General features: G+C 69.1%; 28 protein-coding genes and 2 pseudogenes. All 30 read right to left on the bottom strand.

The genetic code is table 11. The features are described from left to right. Positions 1-23 precede the first annotated feature (23 nt). The 30 genes and pseudogenes from rpsD to tuf all read right to left on the bottom strand — a co-directional run bounded on the left by rpsD (position 24) and on the right by tuf (position 16,918). Entirely contained in the window at positions 24-650 is a 627-nt protein-coding gene (gene rpsD, locus E4P40_RS06175) for a 30S ribosomal protein S4 (RefSeq protein WP_092194948.1), read from the bottom strand. Between the two features lie 36 nt (positions 651-686). After that, a complete protein-coding gene (rpsK, locus tag E4P40_RS06170) occupies positions 687-1,094 on the bottom strand; it encodes a 30S ribosomal protein S11 (RefSeq protein WP_026857037.1) in 408 nt (135 codons plus the stop codon). A gap of 107 nt (positions 1,095-1,201) precedes the next feature. Further along, a complete protein-coding gene (rpsM, locus tag E4P40_RS06165) occupies positions 1,202-1,582 on the bottom strand; it encodes a 30S ribosomal protein S13 (protein ID WP_135158008.1) in 381 nt (126 codons plus the stop codon). Positions 1,583-1,596: 14 nt separating this feature from the next. Then, positions 1,597-1,710 (bottom strand): 50S ribosomal protein L36, encoded by a 114-nt coding sequence (gene rpmJ, locus E4P40_RS06160; protein ID WP_012950458.1) that lies wholly within the window; start codon positions 1,708-1,710, stop codon positions 1,597-1,599. 71 nt (positions 1,711-1,781) lie between these two features. Continuing rightward, entirely contained in the window at positions 1,782-2,003 is a 222-nt protein-coding gene (infA, locus tag E4P40_RS06155; protein ID WP_012950459.1) for a translation initiation factor IF-1, read from the bottom strand. Between the two features lie 279 nt (positions 2,004-2,282). Continuing rightward, on the bottom strand, positions 2,283-3,086 hold the full coding sequence (map, locus tag E4P40_RS06150; RefSeq protein WP_135158007.1) for a type I methionyl aminopeptidase: 804 nt from the start codon (positions 3,084-3,086) through the stop codon (positions 2,283-2,285). Between the two features lie 82 nt (positions 3,087-3,168). Continuing rightward, positions 3,169-3,789 (bottom strand): adenylate kinase, encoded by a 621-nt coding sequence (locus tag E4P40_RS06145; RefSeq protein WP_135158006.1) that lies wholly within the window; start codon positions 3,787-3,789, stop codon positions 3,169-3,171. Further along, complete coding sequence (secY, locus tag E4P40_RS06140) at positions 3,789-5,099, bottom strand: preprotein translocase subunit SecY (protein WP_135158005.1); 1,311 nt, start codon at positions 5,097-5,099, stop codon at positions 3,789-3,791. The genes E4P40_RS06145 and secY overlap by 1 nt, the downstream gene beginning before the upstream one ends. Before the next feature lie 124 nt (positions 5,100-5,223). Next, complete coding sequence (rplO, locus tag E4P40_RS06135; protein ID WP_135158004.1) at positions 5,224-5,667, bottom strand: 50S ribosomal protein L15; 444 nt, start codon at positions 5,665-5,667, stop codon at positions 5,224-5,226. Positions 5,668-5,680: 13 nt separating this feature from the next. Continuing rightward, positions 5,681-5,860, bottom strand: coding sequence for a 50S ribosomal protein L30 (gene rpmD, locus E4P40_RS06130; protein ID WP_092194943.1), 180 nt, complete (start codon positions 5,858-5,860; stop codon positions 5,681-5,683). Position 5,861: 1 nt separating this feature from the next. Beyond that, positions 5,862-6,476: a 30S ribosomal protein S5 gene (gene rpsE, locus E4P40_RS06125; RefSeq protein ID WP_089336476.1), complete on the bottom strand. Its 615-nt coding sequence runs from the start codon at positions 6,474-6,476 to the stop codon at positions 5,862-5,864. Positions 6,477-6,507: 31 nt separating this feature from the next. Next, positions 6,508-6,921 (bottom strand): 50S ribosomal protein L18, encoded by a 414-nt coding sequence (gene rplR, locus E4P40_RS06120; RefSeq protein ID WP_135158003.1) that lies wholly within the window; start codon positions 6,919-6,921, stop codon positions 6,508-6,510. Beyond that, on the bottom strand, positions 6,921-7,460 hold the full coding sequence (rplF, locus tag E4P40_RS06115) for a 50S ribosomal protein L6 (RefSeq protein ID WP_135158002.1): 540 nt from the start codon (positions 7,458-7,460) through the stop codon (positions 6,921-6,923). The genes rplR and rplF overlap by 1 nt, the downstream gene beginning before the upstream one ends. 12 nt (positions 7,461-7,472) lie before the next feature. Then, positions 7,473-7,883 carry a 30S ribosomal protein S8 gene (rpsH, locus tag E4P40_RS06110; RefSeq protein ID WP_135158001.1) on the bottom strand — a complete coding sequence of 137 codons (411 nt, stop codon included), beginning with the start codon at positions 7,881-7,883 and terminating at the stop codon, positions 7,473-7,475. A gap of 127 nt (positions 7,884-8,010) precedes the next feature. After that, positions 8,011-8,196 (bottom strand): type Z 30S ribosomal protein S14, encoded by a 186-nt coding sequence (locus E4P40_RS06105; protein WP_026857026.1) that lies wholly within the window; start codon positions 8,194-8,196, stop codon positions 8,011-8,013. Between the two features lie 19 nt (positions 8,197-8,215). Next, positions 8,216-8,770 (bottom strand): 50S ribosomal protein L5, encoded by a 555-nt coding sequence (gene rplE / locus E4P40_RS06100; protein ID WP_209305208.1) that lies wholly within the window; start codon positions 8,768-8,770, stop codon positions 8,216-8,218. A 41-nt stretch (positions 8,771-8,811) separates the two neighbouring features. Beyond that, the gene (gene rplX / locus E4P40_RS06095; protein ID WP_135158042.1) at positions 8,812-9,126 is read right to left on the bottom strand and encodes a 50S ribosomal protein L24; all 315 of its coding nucleotides are present in this window, start codon (positions 9,124-9,126) and stop codon (positions 8,812-8,814) included. A 56-nt stretch (positions 9,127-9,182) separates the two neighbouring features. Then, entirely contained in the window at positions 9,183-9,551 is a 369-nt protein-coding gene (gene rplN / locus E4P40_RS06090) for a 50S ribosomal protein L14 (RefSeq protein WP_012950472.1), read from the bottom strand. A gap of 235 nt (positions 9,552-9,786) precedes the next feature. Next, the gene (gene rpsQ / locus E4P40_RS06085) at positions 9,787-10,077 is read right to left on the bottom strand and encodes a 30S ribosomal protein S17 (protein ID WP_135136020.1); all 291 of its coding nucleotides are present in this window, start codon (positions 10,075-10,077) and stop codon (positions 9,787-9,789) included. Beyond that, positions 10,074-10,307: a 50S ribosomal protein L29 gene (gene rpmC, locus E4P40_RS06080; protein WP_135157999.1), complete on the bottom strand. Its 234-nt coding sequence runs from the start codon at positions 10,305-10,307 to the stop codon at positions 10,074-10,076. Before rpmC ends, rpsQ begins: the two co-directional genes overlap by 4 nt. Then, entirely contained in the window at positions 10,307-10,723 is a 417-nt protein-coding gene (rplP, locus tag E4P40_RS06075; protein ID WP_135131867.1) for a 50S ribosomal protein L16, read from the bottom strand. Before rplP ends, rpmC begins: the two co-directional genes overlap by 1 nt. Before the next feature lie 3 nt (positions 10,724-10,726). Beyond that, positions 10,727-11,641: a 30S ribosomal protein S3 gene (rpsC, locus tag E4P40_RS06070; RefSeq protein ID WP_135157998.1), complete on the bottom strand. Its 915-nt coding sequence runs from the start codon at positions 11,639-11,641 to the stop codon at positions 10,727-10,729. A 119-nt stretch (positions 11,642-11,760) separates the two neighbouring features. Beyond that, a pseudogene (gene rplV, locus E4P40_RS06065) lies at positions 11,761-12,108 on the bottom strand (50S ribosomal protein L22); the annotation flags it as partial. A 20-nt stretch (positions 12,109-12,128) separates the two neighbouring features. Beyond that, positions 12,129-12,410: a 30S ribosomal protein S19 gene (rpsS, locus tag E4P40_RS06060; RefSeq protein ID WP_029340037.1), complete on the bottom strand. Its 282-nt coding sequence runs from the start codon at positions 12,408-12,410 to the stop codon at positions 12,129-12,131. A gap of 33 nt (positions 12,411-12,443) precedes the next feature. Further along, entirely contained in the window at positions 12,444-13,277 is an 834-nt protein-coding gene (gene rplB, locus E4P40_RS06055; RefSeq protein ID WP_135157996.1) for a 50S ribosomal protein L2, read from the bottom strand. Between the two features lie 50 nt (positions 13,278-13,327). Then, a complete protein-coding gene (gene rplW / locus E4P40_RS06050) occupies positions 13,328-13,630 on the bottom strand; it encodes a 50S ribosomal protein L23 (protein WP_135157995.1) in 303 nt (100 codons plus the stop codon). Between the two features lie 389 nt (positions 13,631-14,019). Further along, positions 14,020-14,643 (bottom strand): annotated as a pseudogene (gene rplD / locus E4P40_RS29490) (50S ribosomal protein L4); the annotation flags it as partial. Further along, a complete protein-coding gene (gene rplC, locus E4P40_RS06040) occupies positions 14,640-15,305 on the bottom strand; it encodes a 50S ribosomal protein L3 (RefSeq protein WP_135157994.1) in 666 nt (221 codons plus the stop codon). The gene rplC and the pseudogene rplD, both read right to left, overlap by 4 nt. A 15-nt stretch (positions 15,306-15,320) precedes the next feature. Then, positions 15,321-15,626, bottom strand: coding sequence for a 30S ribosomal protein S10 (gene rpsJ / locus E4P40_RS06035; protein WP_014377994.1), 306 nt, complete (start codon positions 15,624-15,626; stop codon positions 15,321-15,323). A gap of 98 nt (positions 15,627-15,724) precedes the next feature. After that, a complete protein-coding gene (gene tuf / locus E4P40_RS06030) occupies positions 15,725-16,918 on the bottom strand; it encodes an elongation factor Tu (protein WP_135157993.1) in 1,194 nt (397 codons plus the stop codon). Between the last annotated feature and the right edge of the window lie 80 nt (positions 16,919-16,998).

Genomic DNA, 16,998 nt, shown 5'->3' with positions numbered 1-16,998 from the left:
AGCGGTGGGGGCAGGGGGTCCTTCTACTTGGAGTAGAGCTCCACGATCAGCTGCTCCTGGACCGGGGTGTCGATCACCTGGCGGGCCGGGATGGAGTGCACGAGCACGCGCAGCTGGCTGCTGATCACCTCCAGCCACGCGGGCACGGGGCGCTCGCCGGCGCGGGCCTGGGCGATCTCGAACGGCAGCATCGTGCGCGACTTCTCGGCCACCTCGATGATGTCGTTCTCGCTCACCCGGTAGGACGGGATGTCGACCTTGCGGCCGTTGACCCGGATGTGGCCGTGGCGCACCAGCTGGCGGGCCATGTCACGGGACTCGGCGAAGCCCGCCCGGTAGACCACGTTGTCCAGGCGCGACTCCAGGATCTGGAGGAGCACCTCACCGGTCTTGCCGGTCTTGCGGTTGGCCTCTTCGTAGTAGCCGCGGAACTGCTTCTCCAGGACGCCGTAGATGCGGCGGGCCTTCTGCTTCTCACGAAGCTGGAGCAGGTACTCGCTGTCCTTGGTGCGGCCACGGCCGTGCTCGCCCGGCGGGTAGGGCCGGATCTCGATCGGGCACTTCGGGGACTCGCACTTGCTGCCCTTGAGGAACAGCTTCATCTTCTCGCGCCGGCAGAGGCGGCAGTCGGCTCCGGTATAGCGGGCCACGTCAAATACTCCTGTTTCGTCTCGTCAAGGAGCCGGTCAGACCCGGCGGCGCTTCTTGGGGCGGCAGCCGTTGTGCGGCTGCGGCGTCACGTCCTGGATCTGTCCGACCTCCAGGCCCGTGGCCTGCAGGGAGCGGATGGCGGTCTCGCGACCCGAGCCCGGGCCCTTGACGAAGACGTCGACCTTGCGCATGCCGTGCTCCTGCGCCTTGCGCGCGGCGTTCTCGGCAGCCATCTGCGCCGCGAACGGCGTGGACTTGCGCGAGCCCTTGAAGCCGACGTGGCCGGCGGACGCCCAGCTGATCACGTTGCCGTTGGGGTCGGTGATCGACACGATCGTGTTGTTGAACGTGCTCTTGATGTGCGCGGCGCCGTGGGCGACGTTCTTCTTCTCCTTGCGGCGGACCTTCTTGGCACCAGCCGCGGTGCGAGCCCTGGGAGGCATGTCTCTCCGGATCCTCTGTATTTCGTGGCCTGTGAGGGGATGGAACGGTCGGGCCACCCTTCAGGGGCCGCGCCGAGCGTGCGAGGCGCGGGGGGAAGGGTGGTCCTCTACTTCTTGCCGGCCTTCTTCTTGCCGGCGATGGTCTTGCGCGGGCCCTTGCTCGAGCGCGCGTTCGTCTTGGTGCGCTGACCGTGGACGGGCAGTCCACGGCGGTGACGCAGCCCCTGGTAGCAGCCGATCTCCACCTTGCGGCGGATGTCGCCCGCGACCTCGCGGCGCAGGTCACCCTCGACGCGGAAGTGCTCGTCGATGTAGTCACGCAGCTTCAGCAGGTCCTCGTCGCCGAGGTCCTTGACGCGCAGGTCCGGGCTGACGCCCGTCGCGGCCAGGGTCTCCTTGGCGTGGTGCTTGCCGATGCCATAGATGTAGGTGAGCGCGATCTCCATCCGCTTCTCGCGGGGAAGGTCGACGCCGGCCAGTCGTGCCATGTTCAGGTACTCCCTCAGCCCTGGCGCTGCTTGTGCCGGGCGTTGTCGCAGATGACCATGACCCGGCCGTGCCGGCGGATCACCTTGCACTTGTCGCAGATCTTCTTCACCGACGGCTGGACCTTCACCGGTGCCGCCCCTCATTCCTCGATCGTGTGCCGGCCGCGGGTCTGCCGGTGGGCAGTCGCGGTCCGAGCGGTTACTTGTAGCGGTAGACGATGCGACCGCGGGTCAGGTCGTAGGGCGAGAGCTCCACGACCACGCGGTCCTCGGGCAGGATGCGGATGTAGTGCTGGCGCATCTTGCCGCTGATGTGGGCGAGCACCCGGTGCCCGTTCTGCAGCTCGACCCGGAACATCGCATTGGGCAGCGGCTCGACGACGCGACCCTCGACCTCGATGGCCCCGTCCTTCTTCGCCATTCCCTACACGCGCTCCCTGACTCGGTGGTACTGGTGTCCTCACGCGGCCACGGGGGAACCCCGGCGGACGCACTCGATGGTTGCAGAACAGGTGGTGCAGACGCTCTCGCGAGGGCGTCCCGGGTCATGCGGCCACAGCACGACGACAGGACGGCGCGAACGCCGTCGTTCACTGTACCCCGGCGCAACGGGGCTCACCAACCCGCCCCGATGAGATGAAGGCCCCACCTGCCCCCCACCACTCGCACGCTCGCGTCGGGCCGGCGGGCTGACGGGGTGCTACGAGCGGGGCGTGATCCCGAACGGCGCGAGCCCCGCCGCTCCGCCGTCCTCGGCGGTGAGGACCCACGGGCCTTCGGGCGTGATCGCCACCGTGTGCTCGAAGTGCGCGGCGCGCGAGCCGTCCTTGGTGACGACCGTCCAGCCGTCCTCGAGCTCGACGGTGGCCGCGTCGCCGACGGTGACCATCGGCTCGATGGCCAGCGCGAGGCCGGGGACGAGCTTCGGGCCGCGGCCGGGCCGGCCGTAGTTCAGCACGTGCGGGTCCTGGTGCATCTCGGTGCCGATGCCGTGGCCGCCGTAGTGGTCGACGATCCCGTACGGGTGCTGCTCGGCGGTGATCGTCTGCTCGACGGCGGCACTGATGTCGGTCAGCCGGCCTCCCGCGAAGGCCTTCGCCAGACCGGCCCACATCGACCGCTCCGTCACGTCGATGAGGGCGGCGTCCTCCGGGGAGGGCTCCCCCACCGTGACGGTGACCGCAGAGTCGCCGTGCCAGCCCTCGAGGATCGCGCCGCAGTCGATCGAGATGTTGTCGCCGGCAGCCAAGGCGCGGTCGCGGTTGGGGATGCCGTGCACGATCTCGTTGTTGATCGACGCGCAGATGCTGCCGGTGAACCCGTGGTACCCGAGGAAGGACGGCACGGCCCCGGCGCTGCGGATGTGGTCCTCGGCGATCGCGTCGAGCTCACCGGTGGTCACGCCGGGCCGGACGGCGGCACGCACCGCCGCGATCGCGCCGGCGACCACCAGGCCGGCGCCGCGCATGAGCTCGATCTCCTGCGGGGTCTTGATCTGGATCATGCGTCCACTCCACTTCGCGAGCAGCGGGACACGGGAGAGGATCCCGGACGTCATCTGCTGCCCTGCCTTCCGGTCGCGCCGATCAGGCCTCGTCCGCCTGCTCGGGGGCCGCCTGGCCGTGATCGTCGGCGCCCAGGGCGGCCAGGGCACGGTCGGTCACCTCGTCGACCTCGCCGATCGCGTCGATGCGCGCGAGCAGGCCCTCGGACTCGTAGAACCCCGAGAGCGGGGACGTCTGTTCCCGGTAGACCTCGAGCCGGTGCCGGACCGTCTCGGGCTTGTCGTCCTCGCGCTGGACCATCTGGCCGTCGACGAGCATGCGACGGCCGGAGAGCCGGCGCACCAGCTCCTCCTCGTCGACCACGAGCTCGAGGACGCAGTCCAGGCCGTGGCCCAGGTCGGCCAGCGAGGAGCGCAGCTGCTCGGCCTGGGCGATCGTGCGGGGGAAGCCGTCGAGCAGGAACCCGGCCTTCGCGTCCGGCTCGGCCAGGCGGTCCTTGACCATGGCCACGGTGATCTCGTCGGGAACGAGGTCGCCGGCGTCCATGTAGGTCTTGGCCTTGCGGCCCAGCTCCGTCTGGCCGCTCACGTTGGCGCGGAAGATGTCACCGGTCGAGATCGCCGGGACGCCGAGGCGCCCGGCGATGATCTGCGCCTGGGTGCCCTTGCCCGCGCCAGGAGGGCCCAGCAGGACGACGCGCACTACTTCAGGAACCCTTCGTAGTTGCGCTGGTTGAGCTGCGTCTCGATCTGCTTCACCGTCTCCAACCCCACTCCGACCATGATGAGCACCGCGGTCCCGCCGAACGGGAAGTTCTGGTTCTGGCCCGGCTGGGTGATCGACAGGAACAGGTTCGGCAGCACGGCCACCAGACCCAGGTAGATCGACCCCGGCAGGGTGATCCGGGACAGTACGTACTGCAGGTACTCGGCGGTCGGCCGGCCAGGACGGATGCCCGGGATGAAGCCGCCGTAGCGCTTCATGTCGTCGGCCCGCTCCTCGGGGTTGAACGTGATCGACACGTAGAAGTACGTGAAGAAGACGATCAGGCCGAAGTAGAGCGCGACGTGGACCGGGCTGCTCTGGTCGATGACGTACCGCTCGAAGAACTGCCGCACCGAACCGGTCTCGTTGCCCTGGAGCTGGGTGATCAGCTGTGGCAGGTAGAGCAGCGACGAGGCGAAGATGACCGGGATGACCCCGGCCTGGTTGACCTTCAGCGGCAGGTACGTCGACGTGCCGCCGTACATGCGGCGCCCGACCATGCGCTTGGCGTACTGAACCGGGATCCGGCGCTGCGCCTGCTCGACGTAGACGACCGTCCCGATGATCAGGACGGCGAAGATGCAGACGATGGCGAAGACCATGCCGCCGCGCGACTGGAGGATCGAGCCGCCCTCGGCCGGGATGCGGGCCGCGATCGAGGTGAAGATCAGCACGGACATGCCGTTGCCGATCCCCTTCTCGGTGAGCAGCTCGCCCAGCCACATGATCAGCGCGGTGCCGGCCGTGAGGGCGATGACCAGGATGACCGTCGTCCAGACCGAGTCCGACGGGATGATCGCCTCGCTGCAGTTCGGGAACAGCTGACCGCTGCGGGCCAGGGCGATGATCCCGGTGCTCTGCAGGACGGCGAGGGCGATCGTCAGGTAGCGGGTGTACTGGGTCAGCTTGGCCTGACCCGACTGCCCTTCCTTCTTCAGCTGCTCGAACCGCGGGATCACGACCACCAGCAGCTGCACGATGATGCTCGCCGTGATGTACGGCATGATGCCGAGCGCGAACACCGACAGGCGCAGCAGCGCGCCGCCGGAGAACAGGTTCACCAGGGAGTAGAGGTCCCGCTGGTCGGAGGCCTGGGCCTGCTCGAGACAGCTGTTGATCGCCTCGACCGAGACGCCTGGTCCCGGGATGGCGGCGCCCAGCCGGTACACGGCGATGATGCCCAGGGAGAACAGCAGCTTGCGCCGGAGGTCTGGCGTCCGGAACGCCGCGGCGAACGCCTGCAGCACGTGCCCTCCCCTGATCGGTCGAGTGAGTGTAAGGACCACCCTGCCCCCCACCACTCGCAGGCTCGCGGCGGGGCCCTGCAGGGCGGCCGTCAATCCTGCCCGGGATGAGGGGGCAGAGGGTCTCCTAGATGCGGGTGGTGCTGCCCCCGGCCGCGCCGATCTTCTCGGCAGCGGACGCGGAGAAGGCGTGCGCCTGCACGTCGACCGCGACGCCGCCGAGGTCGCCGGAGCCCAGGACCTTGACGAGCTGGCCGCGGCGGACCGCACCGGCGTCGGCGAGGGTGTCCGGGTCGACCCGGCCGCCCTGCGGGAAGAGCGCCGCGATGCGGTCGAGGTTGACGACCTGGAAGACGACCTTGTTCGGGCTCTTGAAGCCGGAGAGCTTGGGCAGCCGCATGTGCAGCGGGGTCTGCCCACCCTCGAACCGGGCGTGGGTGTTGCCCCGAGCGCCGGTGCCCTTGGTGCCGCGACCGGCCGACTTGCCCTTGGAGCCCTCACCACGGCCGACGCGGGTCTTGGCGGTGTGGGCGCCGGGCGCCGGGCGGAGGTGGTGAACTTTGAGTGTCATAGCGAGTCTTTCCTCAGACTTCCTCGACGCGCACGAGGTGCGGCACCGTCGCGACCATCCCGCGGATCTCGGGACGGTCCTCCTGCACGACCGAGTCGTGGATGCGCTTGAGGCCCAGCGTCCGCAGCGTCTCCCGCTGGTTCTGCTTGCGCCCGATCCCCGACTTGACCTGGGTGATCTTCAGCTGTGCCATCTCAGACTCCCTGACCCGCACGGGCACGGAGCATGGCGGCCGGGGCGACGTCCTCGAGCGGCAGACCGCGGCGGGCCGCGATCTCCTCGGGGCGGACGAGGTCCTTCAGCGCCTGCATCGTGGCGTGCACGATGTTGATCGGGTTCGAGGAACCCAGGCTCTTGGACAGCACGTCGTGGATGCCGGCGCACTCGAGCACGGCACGCACCGGGCCACCGGCGATGACACCGGTACCGGGGCTGGCCGGCTTGAGCAGCACGACACCGGCCGCGGCCTCACCCTGCACGGGGTGCGGGATGGTGCTGGCGATGCGCGGCACGTTGTAGAAGTGCTTCTTGGCCTCCTCGACGCCCTTGGCGATCGCCGCGGGCACCTCCTTGGCCTTGCCGTAGCCGACGCCGACCTTGCCGTCGCCGTCACCCACGATCACCAGGGCGGTGAAGCTGAAGCGACGACCACCCTTGACGACCTTGGACACGCGGTTGATGGCCACCACGCGCTCGATGTAGTTGCTCTTCTCGGCGGGCGCGCCACCGGGGCCCCGCCCGCCGTCACGACGGTCGCGGCGGTCGTTACCGCCGCCGGCGCCGCCGCCGCGTCGCTGTGGTCCTGGCATCAGACGTCCCTCTCGATCAGCTTGTCGTTCATCAGAAGTCCAGCCCGCCCTCGCGGGCCCCGTCGGCCAGGGCGGCGATCCGCCCGGCGTACCGGTTGCCACCGCGGTCGAGCACGACCGCGGTCACCCCGGCGGCCTTCGCCCGGTCGGCGATCAGGGCGCCCACCTGGCGGGCGAGGGCGGACTTGTCGCCCTCGGCGCCGCGGAGGCTGGCGTCCATCGTCGAGGCGCTGGCCAGCGTGCGGCCCGCGGTGTCGTCCACCAGCTGCACGTGGATGTGCCGCGAGCTGCGGTTGACGACGAGGCGCGGACGCTCCGGGGTACCGACCACGCGCTTGCGCAGCCGGTTGTGCCGGCGCAGCCGCGAGACGCGACGGGCCGTGCTGATGTCGGTGCCGACGGGCTTGTGGGCCCTGGCCTTCTCGTTCTTCGTTGCCTGAGCCATCACTTGCCCGTCTTCCCGACCTTGCGCTTGACGACCTCGCCCTGGTACCGCACGCCCTTGCCCTTGTACGGGTCGGGCTTGCGGATCTTGCGGATCTTGGCTGCGACCTCGCCGACCTGCTGCTTGTCGATGCCGGTCACCCGCAGGCGGGTGGGGCTCTCGACGGCGAAGGAGATGCCCTCGGGGGCCTTCACCGGCACCGGGTGGCTGAAGCCCAGGGCGAACTCGAGGTCCGAGCCGCGGGCCTGGACGCGGTAACCGACGCCGACGATCTCGAGGGTCTTGGTGTAGCCCTCGGTGACGCCGGTGATCATGTTCGCGATCAGCGTGCGGGAGAGGCCGTGCAGCGCTCGGTTCTGCCGCTCGTCGTTGGGCCGCTGGACCTTCAGCGTGCCGTCCTCGTCGCGCTCGACCGTGATGGGCGCGGCGACGGTGTGAGCCAGCGAGCCCTTGGGGCCCTTCACGCTGACGACCTGACCGTCGATGGTGACGTCGACACCGCTGGGCACGGGGATCGGGAGTCGTCCGATTCGTGACATCTTCGCTCTCCCTTACCAGACGTAGGCGAGGACTTCCCCACCCACGCCCTTCTTGTTCGCCTGCTTGTCGGTCAGCAGCCCGGTCGAGGTCGAGATGATCGCCACGCCGAGACCGCCGAGGACCTTGGGCAGGGACGTCGACTTCGCGTAGACCCGCAGGCCAGGCTTCGACACGCGCCGGACGCCGGCGATGCTGCGCTCGCGGTTCGGGCCGTACTTGAGGTCGATCACGAGCTGCTTGAAGGTGCTGCCGTCCTTCTCGACGTCGTTGACGGTCCAGCCGGCGATGTAGCCCTCCTGCTGGAGGATCTCGGCGATGTGCGTCTTGAGCTTCGAGGACGGCATGGTCGCGCTGTCGTGGTACGCCTGGTTGGCGTTCCTCAACCGCGTGAGCATGTCCGCGATCGGGTCGGTCATCGTCATGGTGAGTGGTGCCTCTCTCGCCGCGGTTCCGCACGTTTCCCGAAGTTCTCGGTGGTCGTGGGCCTGTCGGCGAACGGTGGAGCTGTGGTGCGGCCGGGGCGATCGCCCCGGCCGGGTGGTGCGGTGCTTACCAGGAGGACTTGCGCACGCCCGGGAGCTCCCCGGCGTGGGCCATCTCCCGCAGGCAGATCCGGCAGAGGCCGAACTTGCGGAACACCGAGTGCGGGCGACCGCACCGCTGGCAGCGGGTGTAGCCACGGACGGCGAACTTGGGCTTGCGGTTCGCCTTCTCGATCAGAGCCTTCTTGGCCATGTTCTTGTCTCCTACCGGCTCAGCGGATGGTGGTGACGACGGGCTGGCCGGCGAACGGGAAGCCGAGCTGGCGGAGCAGCTCGCGACCCTCGTCGTCGTTGGTGGCCGTGGTGACCAGCGTGATGTCCATGCCGCGCTGCCGGTCGATCTTGTCGACGTCGATCTCGCGGAACATCGACTGCTCGTTGAGGCCGAACGTGTAGTTGCCGTGCCCGTCGAACTGCTTGGGGTTCAGGCCACGGAAGTCACGGATACGGGGCAGGGCCAGCGACAGCAGCCGGTCCAGGAACTCCCACATGCGGTCGCCGCGGAGGGTGACCTTCGCGCCGATGGGCATGCCCTCGCGCAGCTTGAACTGCGCGATGGACTTGCGGGCCCGGACGACGGCAGGCTTCTGACCGGTGATCGCGGTGAGGTCCCGGACGGCGCCGTCCATCAGCTTGGCGTCGCGGGTGGCCTCTCCGACGCCCATGTTGACGACGATCTTCGTCAGGCGCGGGATCTGCATGACGTTGTCGAAGTTGAACTCCGACTGGAGGGCCGGCGCGATCGTGTCGCGGTAGTGGGCGAGCATGCGGGGCAGCTCGCGCTCGGTGGTCGGTGCGCTCATGACGTTCAGAGGTCCTTACCGGTTCGCCGCGAGACGCGGACGCTGCGGCCGTTGTCGTCCTTGCGGTAGCCGACGCGGGTCGGCTTGTCCTCGGAGTCGATCACCATCACGTTGCTCACGTGGATGGGCGCCTCCTGCGTGACGATCCCGCCCTGCTGGGCGCCGCGCTGGGTGGAGCTGATGCGGGTGTGCTTCTTGACCCGGCCGACTCCCTCGACCAGCACGCGCTGGTCCTTCGGAAAGGCGGCGATGACACGGCCCTTGGCGCCCTTGTCCCGGCCGGCCAGCACGAGGACGGTGTCGCCCTTCTTGACCTTCATGGACGGCGTCTTGCCGGTGCTCTTCTTGGTGCTGCCGTTCGTGTGCGTAGCCATGATCACAGCACCTCCGGTGCGAGCGAGATGATCCGCATGAAGCGCTTGTCGCGGAGCTCGCGGCCCACGGGGCCGAAGATGCGCGTACCGCGCGGGTCGCCGCTGTCGCGGATGATGACCGCGGCGTTCTCGTCGAAGCGGATGTAGGACCCGTCGGGACGACGGCGCTCCTTCACGGTGCGGACGACGACGGCCTTGACCACGTCACCGCGCTTCACACCGGCGCCGGGCAGCGCGTCCTTCACGGTGGCGACGATGACGTCGCCGATGCCCGCGTAGCGTCGCCCCGAGCCGCCGAGCACCCGGATGCAGAGGATCTCCTTCGCCCCGGTGTTGTCGGCGACACGCAGTCGCGACTCCTGCTGGATCACGTCCAACTCCCAAATACTTGTGGTGACAGCCGGGCCGGATCGGTGAACCGGCTGTCCGACACCCGCGTGCGGACGCACCGGCGGCGGGGCCGCCGGTGCGTCCGAAGCACGGGTACCGGGATGTGGCGCGCGCCCCCTGGTGAGAGGTGTGGTGCGCGCCAGTCGTCCAGGGTACCTGCCCCTGACGAACCTCGTGATACGGCCCCGGAGGGCCGCCTCGTGCCTGCAGTTCTGGTTACTTGGCCTTCTCGACAACCGTCACGAGCCGCCACCGCTTGGTGGCCGACGTCGGACGGGTCTCCATGATCTGCACGCGGTCGCCGATGCCGGCGACGTTCTGCTCGTCATGCGCCTTCAGCTTGCTCGTGCGGCGGATGACCTTGCCGTACAGGCCGTGCTTCACACGGTCCTCGACCTCGACGACGATGGTCTTCTCCATCTTGTCGCTGACGACCAGGCCCTCGCGCACCTTGCGGTACCCGCGACCGGCCAGGCCGGGGCCCGACGCTTCCTGGGTCTCGCTCATGCCACACCCTCGTTCGGGGCGACCGAGAGACCCAGCTCGCGCTCGCGCATGATCGTGTAGATCCGGGCGATGTCGCGGCGGACGGTCTGCAGTCGCCGGTTGTTGTCCAGCTGGCCGGTGGCCACCTGGAACCGCAGGTTGAACAGTTCTTCCTTGTGCTCACGCAGCCGCGCGGCGAGCTCCTCCGCGGACAGCTCGCGCAGCTCGGGAGCGGTCAGACCGGCGGCCATCACACTTCTCCTTCACGCGTGATGAAGCGGCACTTCATGGGGAGCTTGTGGATCGCGCGGCGCATGGCCTCGCGGGCCACGGGCTCGGCGACACCGGAGAGCTCGAACATGATGCGGCCGGGCTTCACGTTGGCCACCCACCACTCGGGCGAACCCTTGCCGGAACCCATGCGGGTCTCGGCCGGCTTCTTGGTGAGCGGACGGTCGGGGTAGATCGAGATCCACACCTTGCCGCCACGCTTGATGTGGCGGGTCATGGCGATACGTGCGGACTCGATCTGCCGGTTGGTCACGTAGGCGGGCTCGAGAGCCTGGATGGCGAACTCACCGAAGTTGATCGCCGTCCCGCCCTTGGCCTTGCCGCCGCGGTCCGGGTGGTGCTGCTTGCGGTGCTTGACGCGCCGTGGGATGAGCATGGCTCAGCTCTCCGTGTTCTCGGTGGCGGCCGTCTCGGCGGCCGCGGTGGCCTCCGGGCCGGCGACCTCGGCGACGGTCGTCTCGGGCGCGGCCTCGCCGGAGGTCACGACGGGCGTGCTGGTCTCCTCGGCGGCGACAGGGCCGGTCGAGGACTCGACCGCGGCGCGACCGGCCTCGGTGCCGCCGGCGGTGGTGCCCGACGAACCCGAACGGCGCTGCGGGCGCTGAGCCCGCTCACGACGCTGCTGACGGTCGGCGAGCGCCTCGAGGGCTGCACGCTCGGCGCGCGAACCGCTGACGTCACCCTTGTAGATCCACACCTTGACGCCGATGCGGCCGAACGTGGTGCGGGCCTCGTAGATGCCGTAGTCGATGTTCGCGCGGAGCGTGTGCAGCGGCACCCGGCCCTCGCGGTAGAACTCCGACCGGCTCATCTCCGTGCCGCCCAGGCGGCCCGAGCACTGCACCCGGATGCCCTTGACCTGCGGGCTGCGCTGGGCCGACTGCATGGCCTTGCGCATGGCACGCCGGAAGCTGACGCGGCTGGAGAGCTGCTCCGCCACGCCCTGGGCGACGAGCTGGGCGTCGGACTCGGGGTTCTTGACCTCGAGGATGTTCAGCTGCACCTGCTTGCCGGTGAGCTTCTCGAGCTCGCCGCGGATGCGGTCGGCCTCCGCGCCGCGACGGCCGATGACGATGCCCGGCCGGGCGGTGTGGATGTCGACGCGGACCCGGTCGCGGGTGCGCTCGATCTCGACCTTGGAGATGCCGGCCCGCTCCATGCCCTTGGACATGAGCTTGCGGATCGCGACGTCTTCCTTGACGTAGTCCTTGTACAGCTTGTCCGCGTACCACCGGGACTTGTAGTCGGTGGTGATCCCGAGTCGGAACCCGTGCGGGTTGACCTTCTGACCCACTAGCGGGTCCCTCCCCTCGTGTTGCTCTTGGACTGCTGGGTCGCCGGGCCGGACTGGCCGGTGTCCCGGCGAGCCTTGCGCGACTTCTGCGCCAGGACGTCGCTGGTGGCGACCTCGCTGACCTCGACGGTGATGTGGCTGGTCCGCTTGTTGATGCGGAACGCCCGGCCCTGCGCACGCGGACGGATCCGCTTGAGCGTCGGGCCCTCGTCGACGTAGGCAGCGCTGACGACCAGTGCGGCCGGGTCCAGCTGCAGGTTGTGCTCGGCGTTGGCCACCGCGCTGGCGACGACCTTGGCGACCGGCTCGCTCGCGCTCTGGGGCGCGAAGCGGAGCAGGGCCAGGGCCTCGTCCGTGGGCAGGTAGCGGATCAGGTCCACCACCCGGCGGGCCTTCATGGGGGTCACGCGGACGAACCGGGCCGTAGCCCGGGCGACCGGCGCCTCCTGTCCCAACTGGGAAGTCATCTGAATCTCTCTCTACCTGGTCAGCCCCGCCGCGAGCGGCGGTCGTCCTTGATGTGCCCACGGAAGGTCCGCGTGGGCGCGAACTCGCCGAGCTTGTGCCCGACCATCGCCTCGGTCACGAAGACCGGGACGTGCTTGCGGCCGTCGTGCACGGCGAGCGTGTGCCCGAGCATGTCGGGGATGATCGTCGAGCGGCGCGACCAGGTGCGGATCACGTTCTTGGTGCCCTTTTCGTTCTGAGCGTCCACCTTCTTGAGCAGGTGGTCGTCGACGAACGGGCCCTTCTTCAGGCTGCGTGGCATAACGGACTCTCCTTAACCGCCGGTATCCCGGGCTCAGCGCTTCTTGTTGGCGCGCCGGCGGCGCACGATCAGGGCGTCACTGGCCTTGCGCTTGCGCGTACGGCCCTCCGGCTTGCCCTTCGGGTTCACCGGGTGGCGCCCACCTGAGGTCTTGCCCTCACCACCACCGTGCGGGTGGTCGACCGGGTTCATGGCGACACCGCGGACGGTCGGGCGCTTGCCCTTCCACCGCATGCGGCCGGCCTTGCCCCAGTTGATGTTGGACTGCTCGGCGTTGCCCACCTCGCCGACGGTCGCGCGGCAGCGCACGTCGACGTTGCGGATCTCGCCCGACGGCATGCGCAGCTGCGCGAAGCGACCCTCACGGGCGACCAGCTGGACGCTGGTGCCGGCCGACCGCGCGATCTTCGCGCCGCCGCCGGGACGGAGCTCGATGGCATGGATGACCGTGCCCACGGGGATGTTGCGCAGCGGCAGATTGTTGCCGGGCTTGATGTCGGCCGAGGGGCCGCACTCCACCGTGTCGCCCTGCTTGAGCTTCGCCGGCGCGATGATGTAGCGCTTCTCGCCGTCGGCGTAGTGCAGCAGCGCGATCCGCGAGGTGCGGTTCGGGTCGTACTCGATGTGCGCGACCTTGGCCGGCACGCCGTCCTTGTCCGCCCGGCGGAAGTCGATCAACCGGTAGGCGCGCTTGTGACCGCCACCCTGGTGGCGGGCGGTCACCTTGCCGTGGACGTTGCGTCCACCGCGACCGTGCAGCGGCCGGACCAGCGACTTCTCGGGATGGTCGCGGGTGACCTCGGCGAAGTCGGCGACGCTGGAGCCACGGCGGCCCGGCGTCGTCGGCTTGTACTTACGGATAGCCATTGCTGACTCAGTCCCTGTCTATATCTCTGGTCCGTGAGGTCCGGATGCCGTCAGGCGCCCGGGCCCCCGAAGATCTCGATGCGGTCGCCCGGGGCGACGGAGACGATGGCGCGCTTGGTGTTCTTGCGCCGGCCCATCTGCGTGCCCCGGCTGCGCTTGCGCTTGCCCTGGCGGTTGATCGTGTTCACGCCGAGGACCTTCACGTTGAAGATCTGCTCGACCGCGATCTTGATCTGGGTCTTGTTGGCCTCGGGCAGCACGATGAACGTGTACTGGTTGCTGTCGAGCAGCCCGTAGCTCTTCTCGGAGATGACCGGGGCGAGCAGGACGTCCCGGGGGTCGCGGACGCTCATGCCTTCTCCTCGGGGGTCGCGTTCGTGGTGCCTTCCTCGGACGGGGCCTGGGCGTCAGGACCCGCGTCGGCGACGTCGGCCAGCTCGGCGGGGGCCTTGGCGGCCTCCTCCGCGGTAGCCGGAGCCGCCTCCTCCGGGGAGGTGGCCTTCGTGGCCGGAGCCTTCTTCGCGGCTGCCTTCTTGGCGGGGGCCTCGGTCGCGTCGGCAGCAGCTGCCTTCTTGGCCGGAGCCTTCTTCGCGGCGGCCTTCTTGGCCGGCGCCTCCGCGGCGGTCTCGACGGTGCCCTCACCCTCGGCGGGAGCGATCGAGGGGACGCCACCCGGCGTGACGCGGGTCGCCAGGTCGGGCTTGACGGCACCGCCGCTACGGCCCTCGACGTACTCGGCCAGCGCGGTCTCGGTGAAGACGACCTCGTCGGCGACCAGCACGTCGTAGGTGTTGAGCTGGCCGGCCTCGATCAGGTGCACCTGCGGCGCGTTGCGCAGGCTCACCCAGTTGAGGACGTCGTCCCGGTCGAGCACGACCAGCACGCGCTTGGCCTGGGTGACGGCGTTCAGCGTGGCCAGGGCGGCCTTGGTCTTCGGGGCGTCGCCCTCGACGAAGGCGGAGACCACGTGCACCCGGCCCTCGCGGGCCCGGTCGGAGAGGGCACCGCGCAGGGCGGCGGCCTTCATCTTCTTCGGGGTCTTCTTCGTGTAGTCCCGCGGCGTCGGGCCGTGGACGACGCCACCGCCGGCGAACTGCGGCGCCCGGGTCGAACCCTGACGGGCCCGGCCGGTGCCCTTCTGCCGGTACGGCTTGGCGCCACCGCCGCGGACCTCGCCGCGGGTCTTGGTCGAGTGCGTGCCCTGGCGGGCCGCAGCCAGCTGGGCGACGACGACCTGGTGCATCAGGGAGACGTTCGCATTGGCGTCGAAGAGCTCACCGGGCAGCGTGACGCTGCCGGAGGTCTCCCCCGCCGGGGTGCGGACGTCGACCTGACGGTCGGTGCGCGTGTCGATCGACTGGCTCACTTGTTGTCACTCCCCACGGGGCCACCCTTGACCGCGGAGCGGACGAGGAGCAGACCACCCTTCGGACCGGGAACGGCGCCCTTGATGAGCAGCAGCCCGCGCTCCGTGTCGACCTTGTGCACGACCAGCGAGAGCGTGGTCGTCTTCACCGCGCCCATGCGGCCGGCCATCTTGAGGCCCTTGAACACGCGGCCGGGGGTCGACGCGCCACCGATGGAACCGGGCGACCGGTGCTTGCGCTGGGTGCCGTGCGACGCGCCGAGGCCCTTGAAGCCGTGACGCTTCATGACGCCGGCGGTGCCCTTGCCCTTGCTGGTCCCGATGACGTCGACCTTGGCCACGCCGTCGAAGACGTCGGCGTTCAGCTCCTGGCCGACCGTGTAGTCGCCGGCGTCCTCGGTGCGCAGTTCGACCAGGTGCCGCCGCGGCGTGACGCCCGCCTTGGTGAAGTGCCCGCCCTCGGGGCGGTTCACCTTGCGCGGGTCGATCTCACCGAAACCGAGCTGGACGGCGCTGTAGCCGTCGACCTCGGGGGTGCGCACCTGGGTCACCACACACGGGCCCGCCTTGACGACGGTCACCGGCACGAGGCGGTTGTTCTCGTCGAAAACCTGGGTCATCCCCAGCTTCTCGCCGAGGAGACCGCGAAATGTGCTCGCCATGTCTGCTGACTGCCCTTACTGAATGTTGACGTCGACCGAGGCCGGGAGGTCGATGCGCATGAGCGCGTCGACCGTCTTCGGCGTCGGGTCGAGGATGTCGATGAGCCGCTTGTGCGTGCGCATCTCGAAGTGCTCGAACGAGTCCTTGTACTTGTGCGGCGAACGGATCACCGCGTACACGTTCTTCTCCGTCGGCAGCGGCACCGGGCCGACCACACGCGCTCCGGTCTTGGTGACCGTCTCCACGATGCGCCGCGCCGAGGCGTCGATCGCCTCGTGGTCATAGGCCTTCAGCCGGATGCGGATCTTCTGTCCCGCCATCGCTGTCTTCTGCTCCTGCCGATCGGTTGTGAAAGTTCGAGTGGGTCTGTTGACCCGGGAACGGGCGGCGGCCGTACGCGGCCGCCGCCCGTCGGGTGTTACTTGTTGATCTTGACGACGCGGCCTGCGCCGACGGTGCGGCCACCCTCACGGATGGCGAACCGGAGGCCCTCCTCCATGGCGATGGGCTGGATCAGCTCCACCGTCATCTCGGTGTTGTCGCCGGGCATGACCATCTCGGTGCCGGCGGGCAGCGTCACGACGCCCGTCACGTCCGTCGTCCGGAAGTAGAACTGGGGACGGTAGTTGTTGAAGAACGGCGTGTGACGGCCACCCTCGTCCTTCGAGAGGATGTAGACCGAGCCCTCGAAGTTGGTGTGCGGGGTGATCGAACCGGGCTTCACGACGACCTGACCGCGCTCGACGTCCTCGCGCTTGATGCCGCGCAGGAGCAGCCCGACGTTGTCGCCGGCCTGGCCCTGGTCGAGCAGCTTGCGGAACATCTCGACACCGGTGACGGTCGTCTTCGTCGAACCCTCGCGGATGCCGACGATCTCGATCTCCTCGGAGACCTTGACGATGCCACGCTCGACGCGGCCGGTGACGACAGTGCCGCGACCGGTGATGGTGAAGACGTCCTCGACGGGCATGAGGAACGGCTTGTCGATCTCGCGCTCCGGCTCCGGGATCGCGGTGTCGACGGCGTTCATCAGCTCCATGAGCTTGTCGCCCCACTCGGCGTCGCCCTCGAGGGCCTTGAGCGCGGAGACGCGGACCACGGGGACGTCGTCACCCGGGAACTCGTACTCGCTGAGCAGCTCGCGGACCTCGAGCTCGACGAGCTCGAGGATCTCCTCGTCGTCGACCATGTCGGCCTTGTTGAGGGCCACGACGATGTAGGGGACGCCGACCTGGCGGGCCAGGAGCACGTGCTCCTTGGTCTGCGGCATGGGGCCGTCGGTCGCCGCGACCACGAGGATCGCGCCGTCCATCTGCGCCGCACCGGTGATCATGTTCTTGATGTAGTCGGCGTGCCCGGGGCAGTCGACGTGCGCGTAGTGCCGAGCCTCGGTCTGGTACTCGACGTGCGCGATCGAGATCGTGATGCCGCGGGCCTTCTCCTCGGGCGCCTTGTCGATCTGGTCGAACGCGGACGCCTCGTTGAGGTTCGGGTACTTGTCGTGCAGGACCTTGGTGATCGCCGCGGTCAGCGTCGTCTTCCCGTGGTCGATGTGCCCGATGGTGCCGATGTTGACGTGCGGCTTGGTCCGCTCGAACTTGGCCTTGGCCACTGGGTTCCTCTCCTCGTGGTTACGCAGGTGGTGCGTGCTCTGGGGCGGGGCGTGCTGGGGTGACGGCAGGGGCGGGCCCC

This window comes from Blastococcus sp. CT_GayMR20, from assembly GCF_004570345.1.
Note: the sequence above shows the minus strand (reverse complement) of the source record. Positions and strands in the feature narration are given on the sequence as shown.

What these genes read in the sequence shown, in the direction of transcription:
- rpsK (WP_026857037.1), bottom strand. Translation starts at nt 1,094, where the DNA reads ATGCCTCCCAGGGCTCGCACCGCGGCTGGTGCCAAGAAGGTCCGCCGC.
- rpsM (WP_135158008.1), bottom strand. Translation starts at nt 1,582, where the DNA reads ATGGCACGACTGGCCGGCGTCGACCTTCCCCGCGAGAAGCGGATGGAG.
- infA (WP_012950459.1), bottom strand. Translation starts at nt 2,003, where the DNA reads ATGGCGAAGAAGGACGGGGCCATCGAGGTCGAGGGTCGCGTCGTCGAG.
- map (WP_135158007.1), bottom strand. Translation starts at nt 3,086, where the DNA reads ATGATCCAGATCAAGACCCCGCAGGAGATCGAGCTCATGCGCGGCGCC.
- rplO (WP_135158004.1), bottom strand. Translation starts at nt 5,667, where the DNA reads ATGACACTCAAAGTTCACCACCTCCGCCCGGCGCCCGGCGCCCACACC.
- rpmD (WP_092194943.1), bottom strand. Translation starts at nt 5,860, where the DNA reads ATGGCACAGCTGAAGATCACCCAGGTCAAGTCGGGGATCGGGCGCAAG.
- rpsE (WP_089336476.1), bottom strand. Translation starts at nt 6,476, where the DNA reads ATGCCAGGACCACAGCGACGCGGCGGCGGCGCCGGCGGCGGTAACGAC.
- rplR (WP_135158003.1), bottom strand. Translation starts at nt 6,921, where the DNA reads ATGGCTCAGGCAACGAAGAACGAGAAGGCCAGGGCCCACAAGCCCGTC.
- rplF (WP_135158002.1), bottom strand. Translation starts at nt 7,460, where the DNA reads ATGTCACGAATCGGACGACTCCCGATCCCCGTGCCCAGCGGTGTCGAC.
- rpsH (WP_135158001.1), bottom strand. Translation starts at nt 7,883, where the DNA reads ATGACGATGACCGACCCGATCGCGGACATGCTCACGCGGTTGAGGAAC.
- E4P40_RS06105 (WP_026857026.1), bottom strand. Translation starts at nt 8,196, where the DNA reads ATGGCCAAGAAGGCTCTGATCGAGAAGGCGAACCGCAAGCCCAAGTTC.
- rplE (WP_209305208.1), bottom strand. Translation starts at nt 8,770, where the DNA reads ATGCTCGCCCACTACCGCGACACGATCGCGCCGGCCCTCCAGTCGGAG.
- rplX (WP_135158042.1), bottom strand. Translation starts at nt 9,126, where the DNA reads ATGAAGGTCAAGAAGGGCGACACCGTCCTCGTGCTGGCCGGCCGGGAC.
- rpsQ (WP_135136020.1), bottom strand. Translation starts at nt 10,077, where the DNA reads ATGAGCGAGACCCAGGAAGCGTCGGGCCCCGGCCTGGCCGGTCGCGGG.
- rpmC (WP_135157999.1), bottom strand. Translation starts at nt 10,307, where the DNA reads ATGGCCGCCGGTCTGACCGCTCCCGAGCTGCGCGAGCTGTCCGCGGAG.
- rplP (WP_135131867.1), bottom strand. Translation starts at nt 10,723, where the DNA reads ATGCTCATCCCACGGCGCGTCAAGCACCGCAAGCAGCACCACCCGGAC.
- rpsS (WP_029340037.1), bottom strand. Translation starts at nt 12,410, where the DNA reads ATGCCACGCAGCCTGAAGAAGGGCCCGTTCGTCGACGACCACCTGCTC.
- rplB (WP_135157996.1), bottom strand. Translation starts at nt 13,277, where the DNA reads ATGGCTATCCGTAAGTACAAGCCGACGACGCCGGGCCGCCGTGGCTCC.
- rplW (WP_135157995.1), bottom strand. Translation starts at nt 13,630, where the DNA reads ATGAGCGTCCGCGACCCCCGGGACGTCCTGCTCGCCCCGGTCATCTCC.
- rplC (WP_135157994.1), bottom strand. Translation starts at nt 15,305, where the DNA reads ATGGCGAGCACATTTCGCGGTCTCCTCGGCGAGAAGCTGGGGATGACC.
- rpsJ (WP_014377994.1), bottom strand. Translation starts at nt 15,626, where the DNA reads ATGGCGGGACAGAAGATCCGCATCCGGCTGAAGGCCTATGACCACGAG.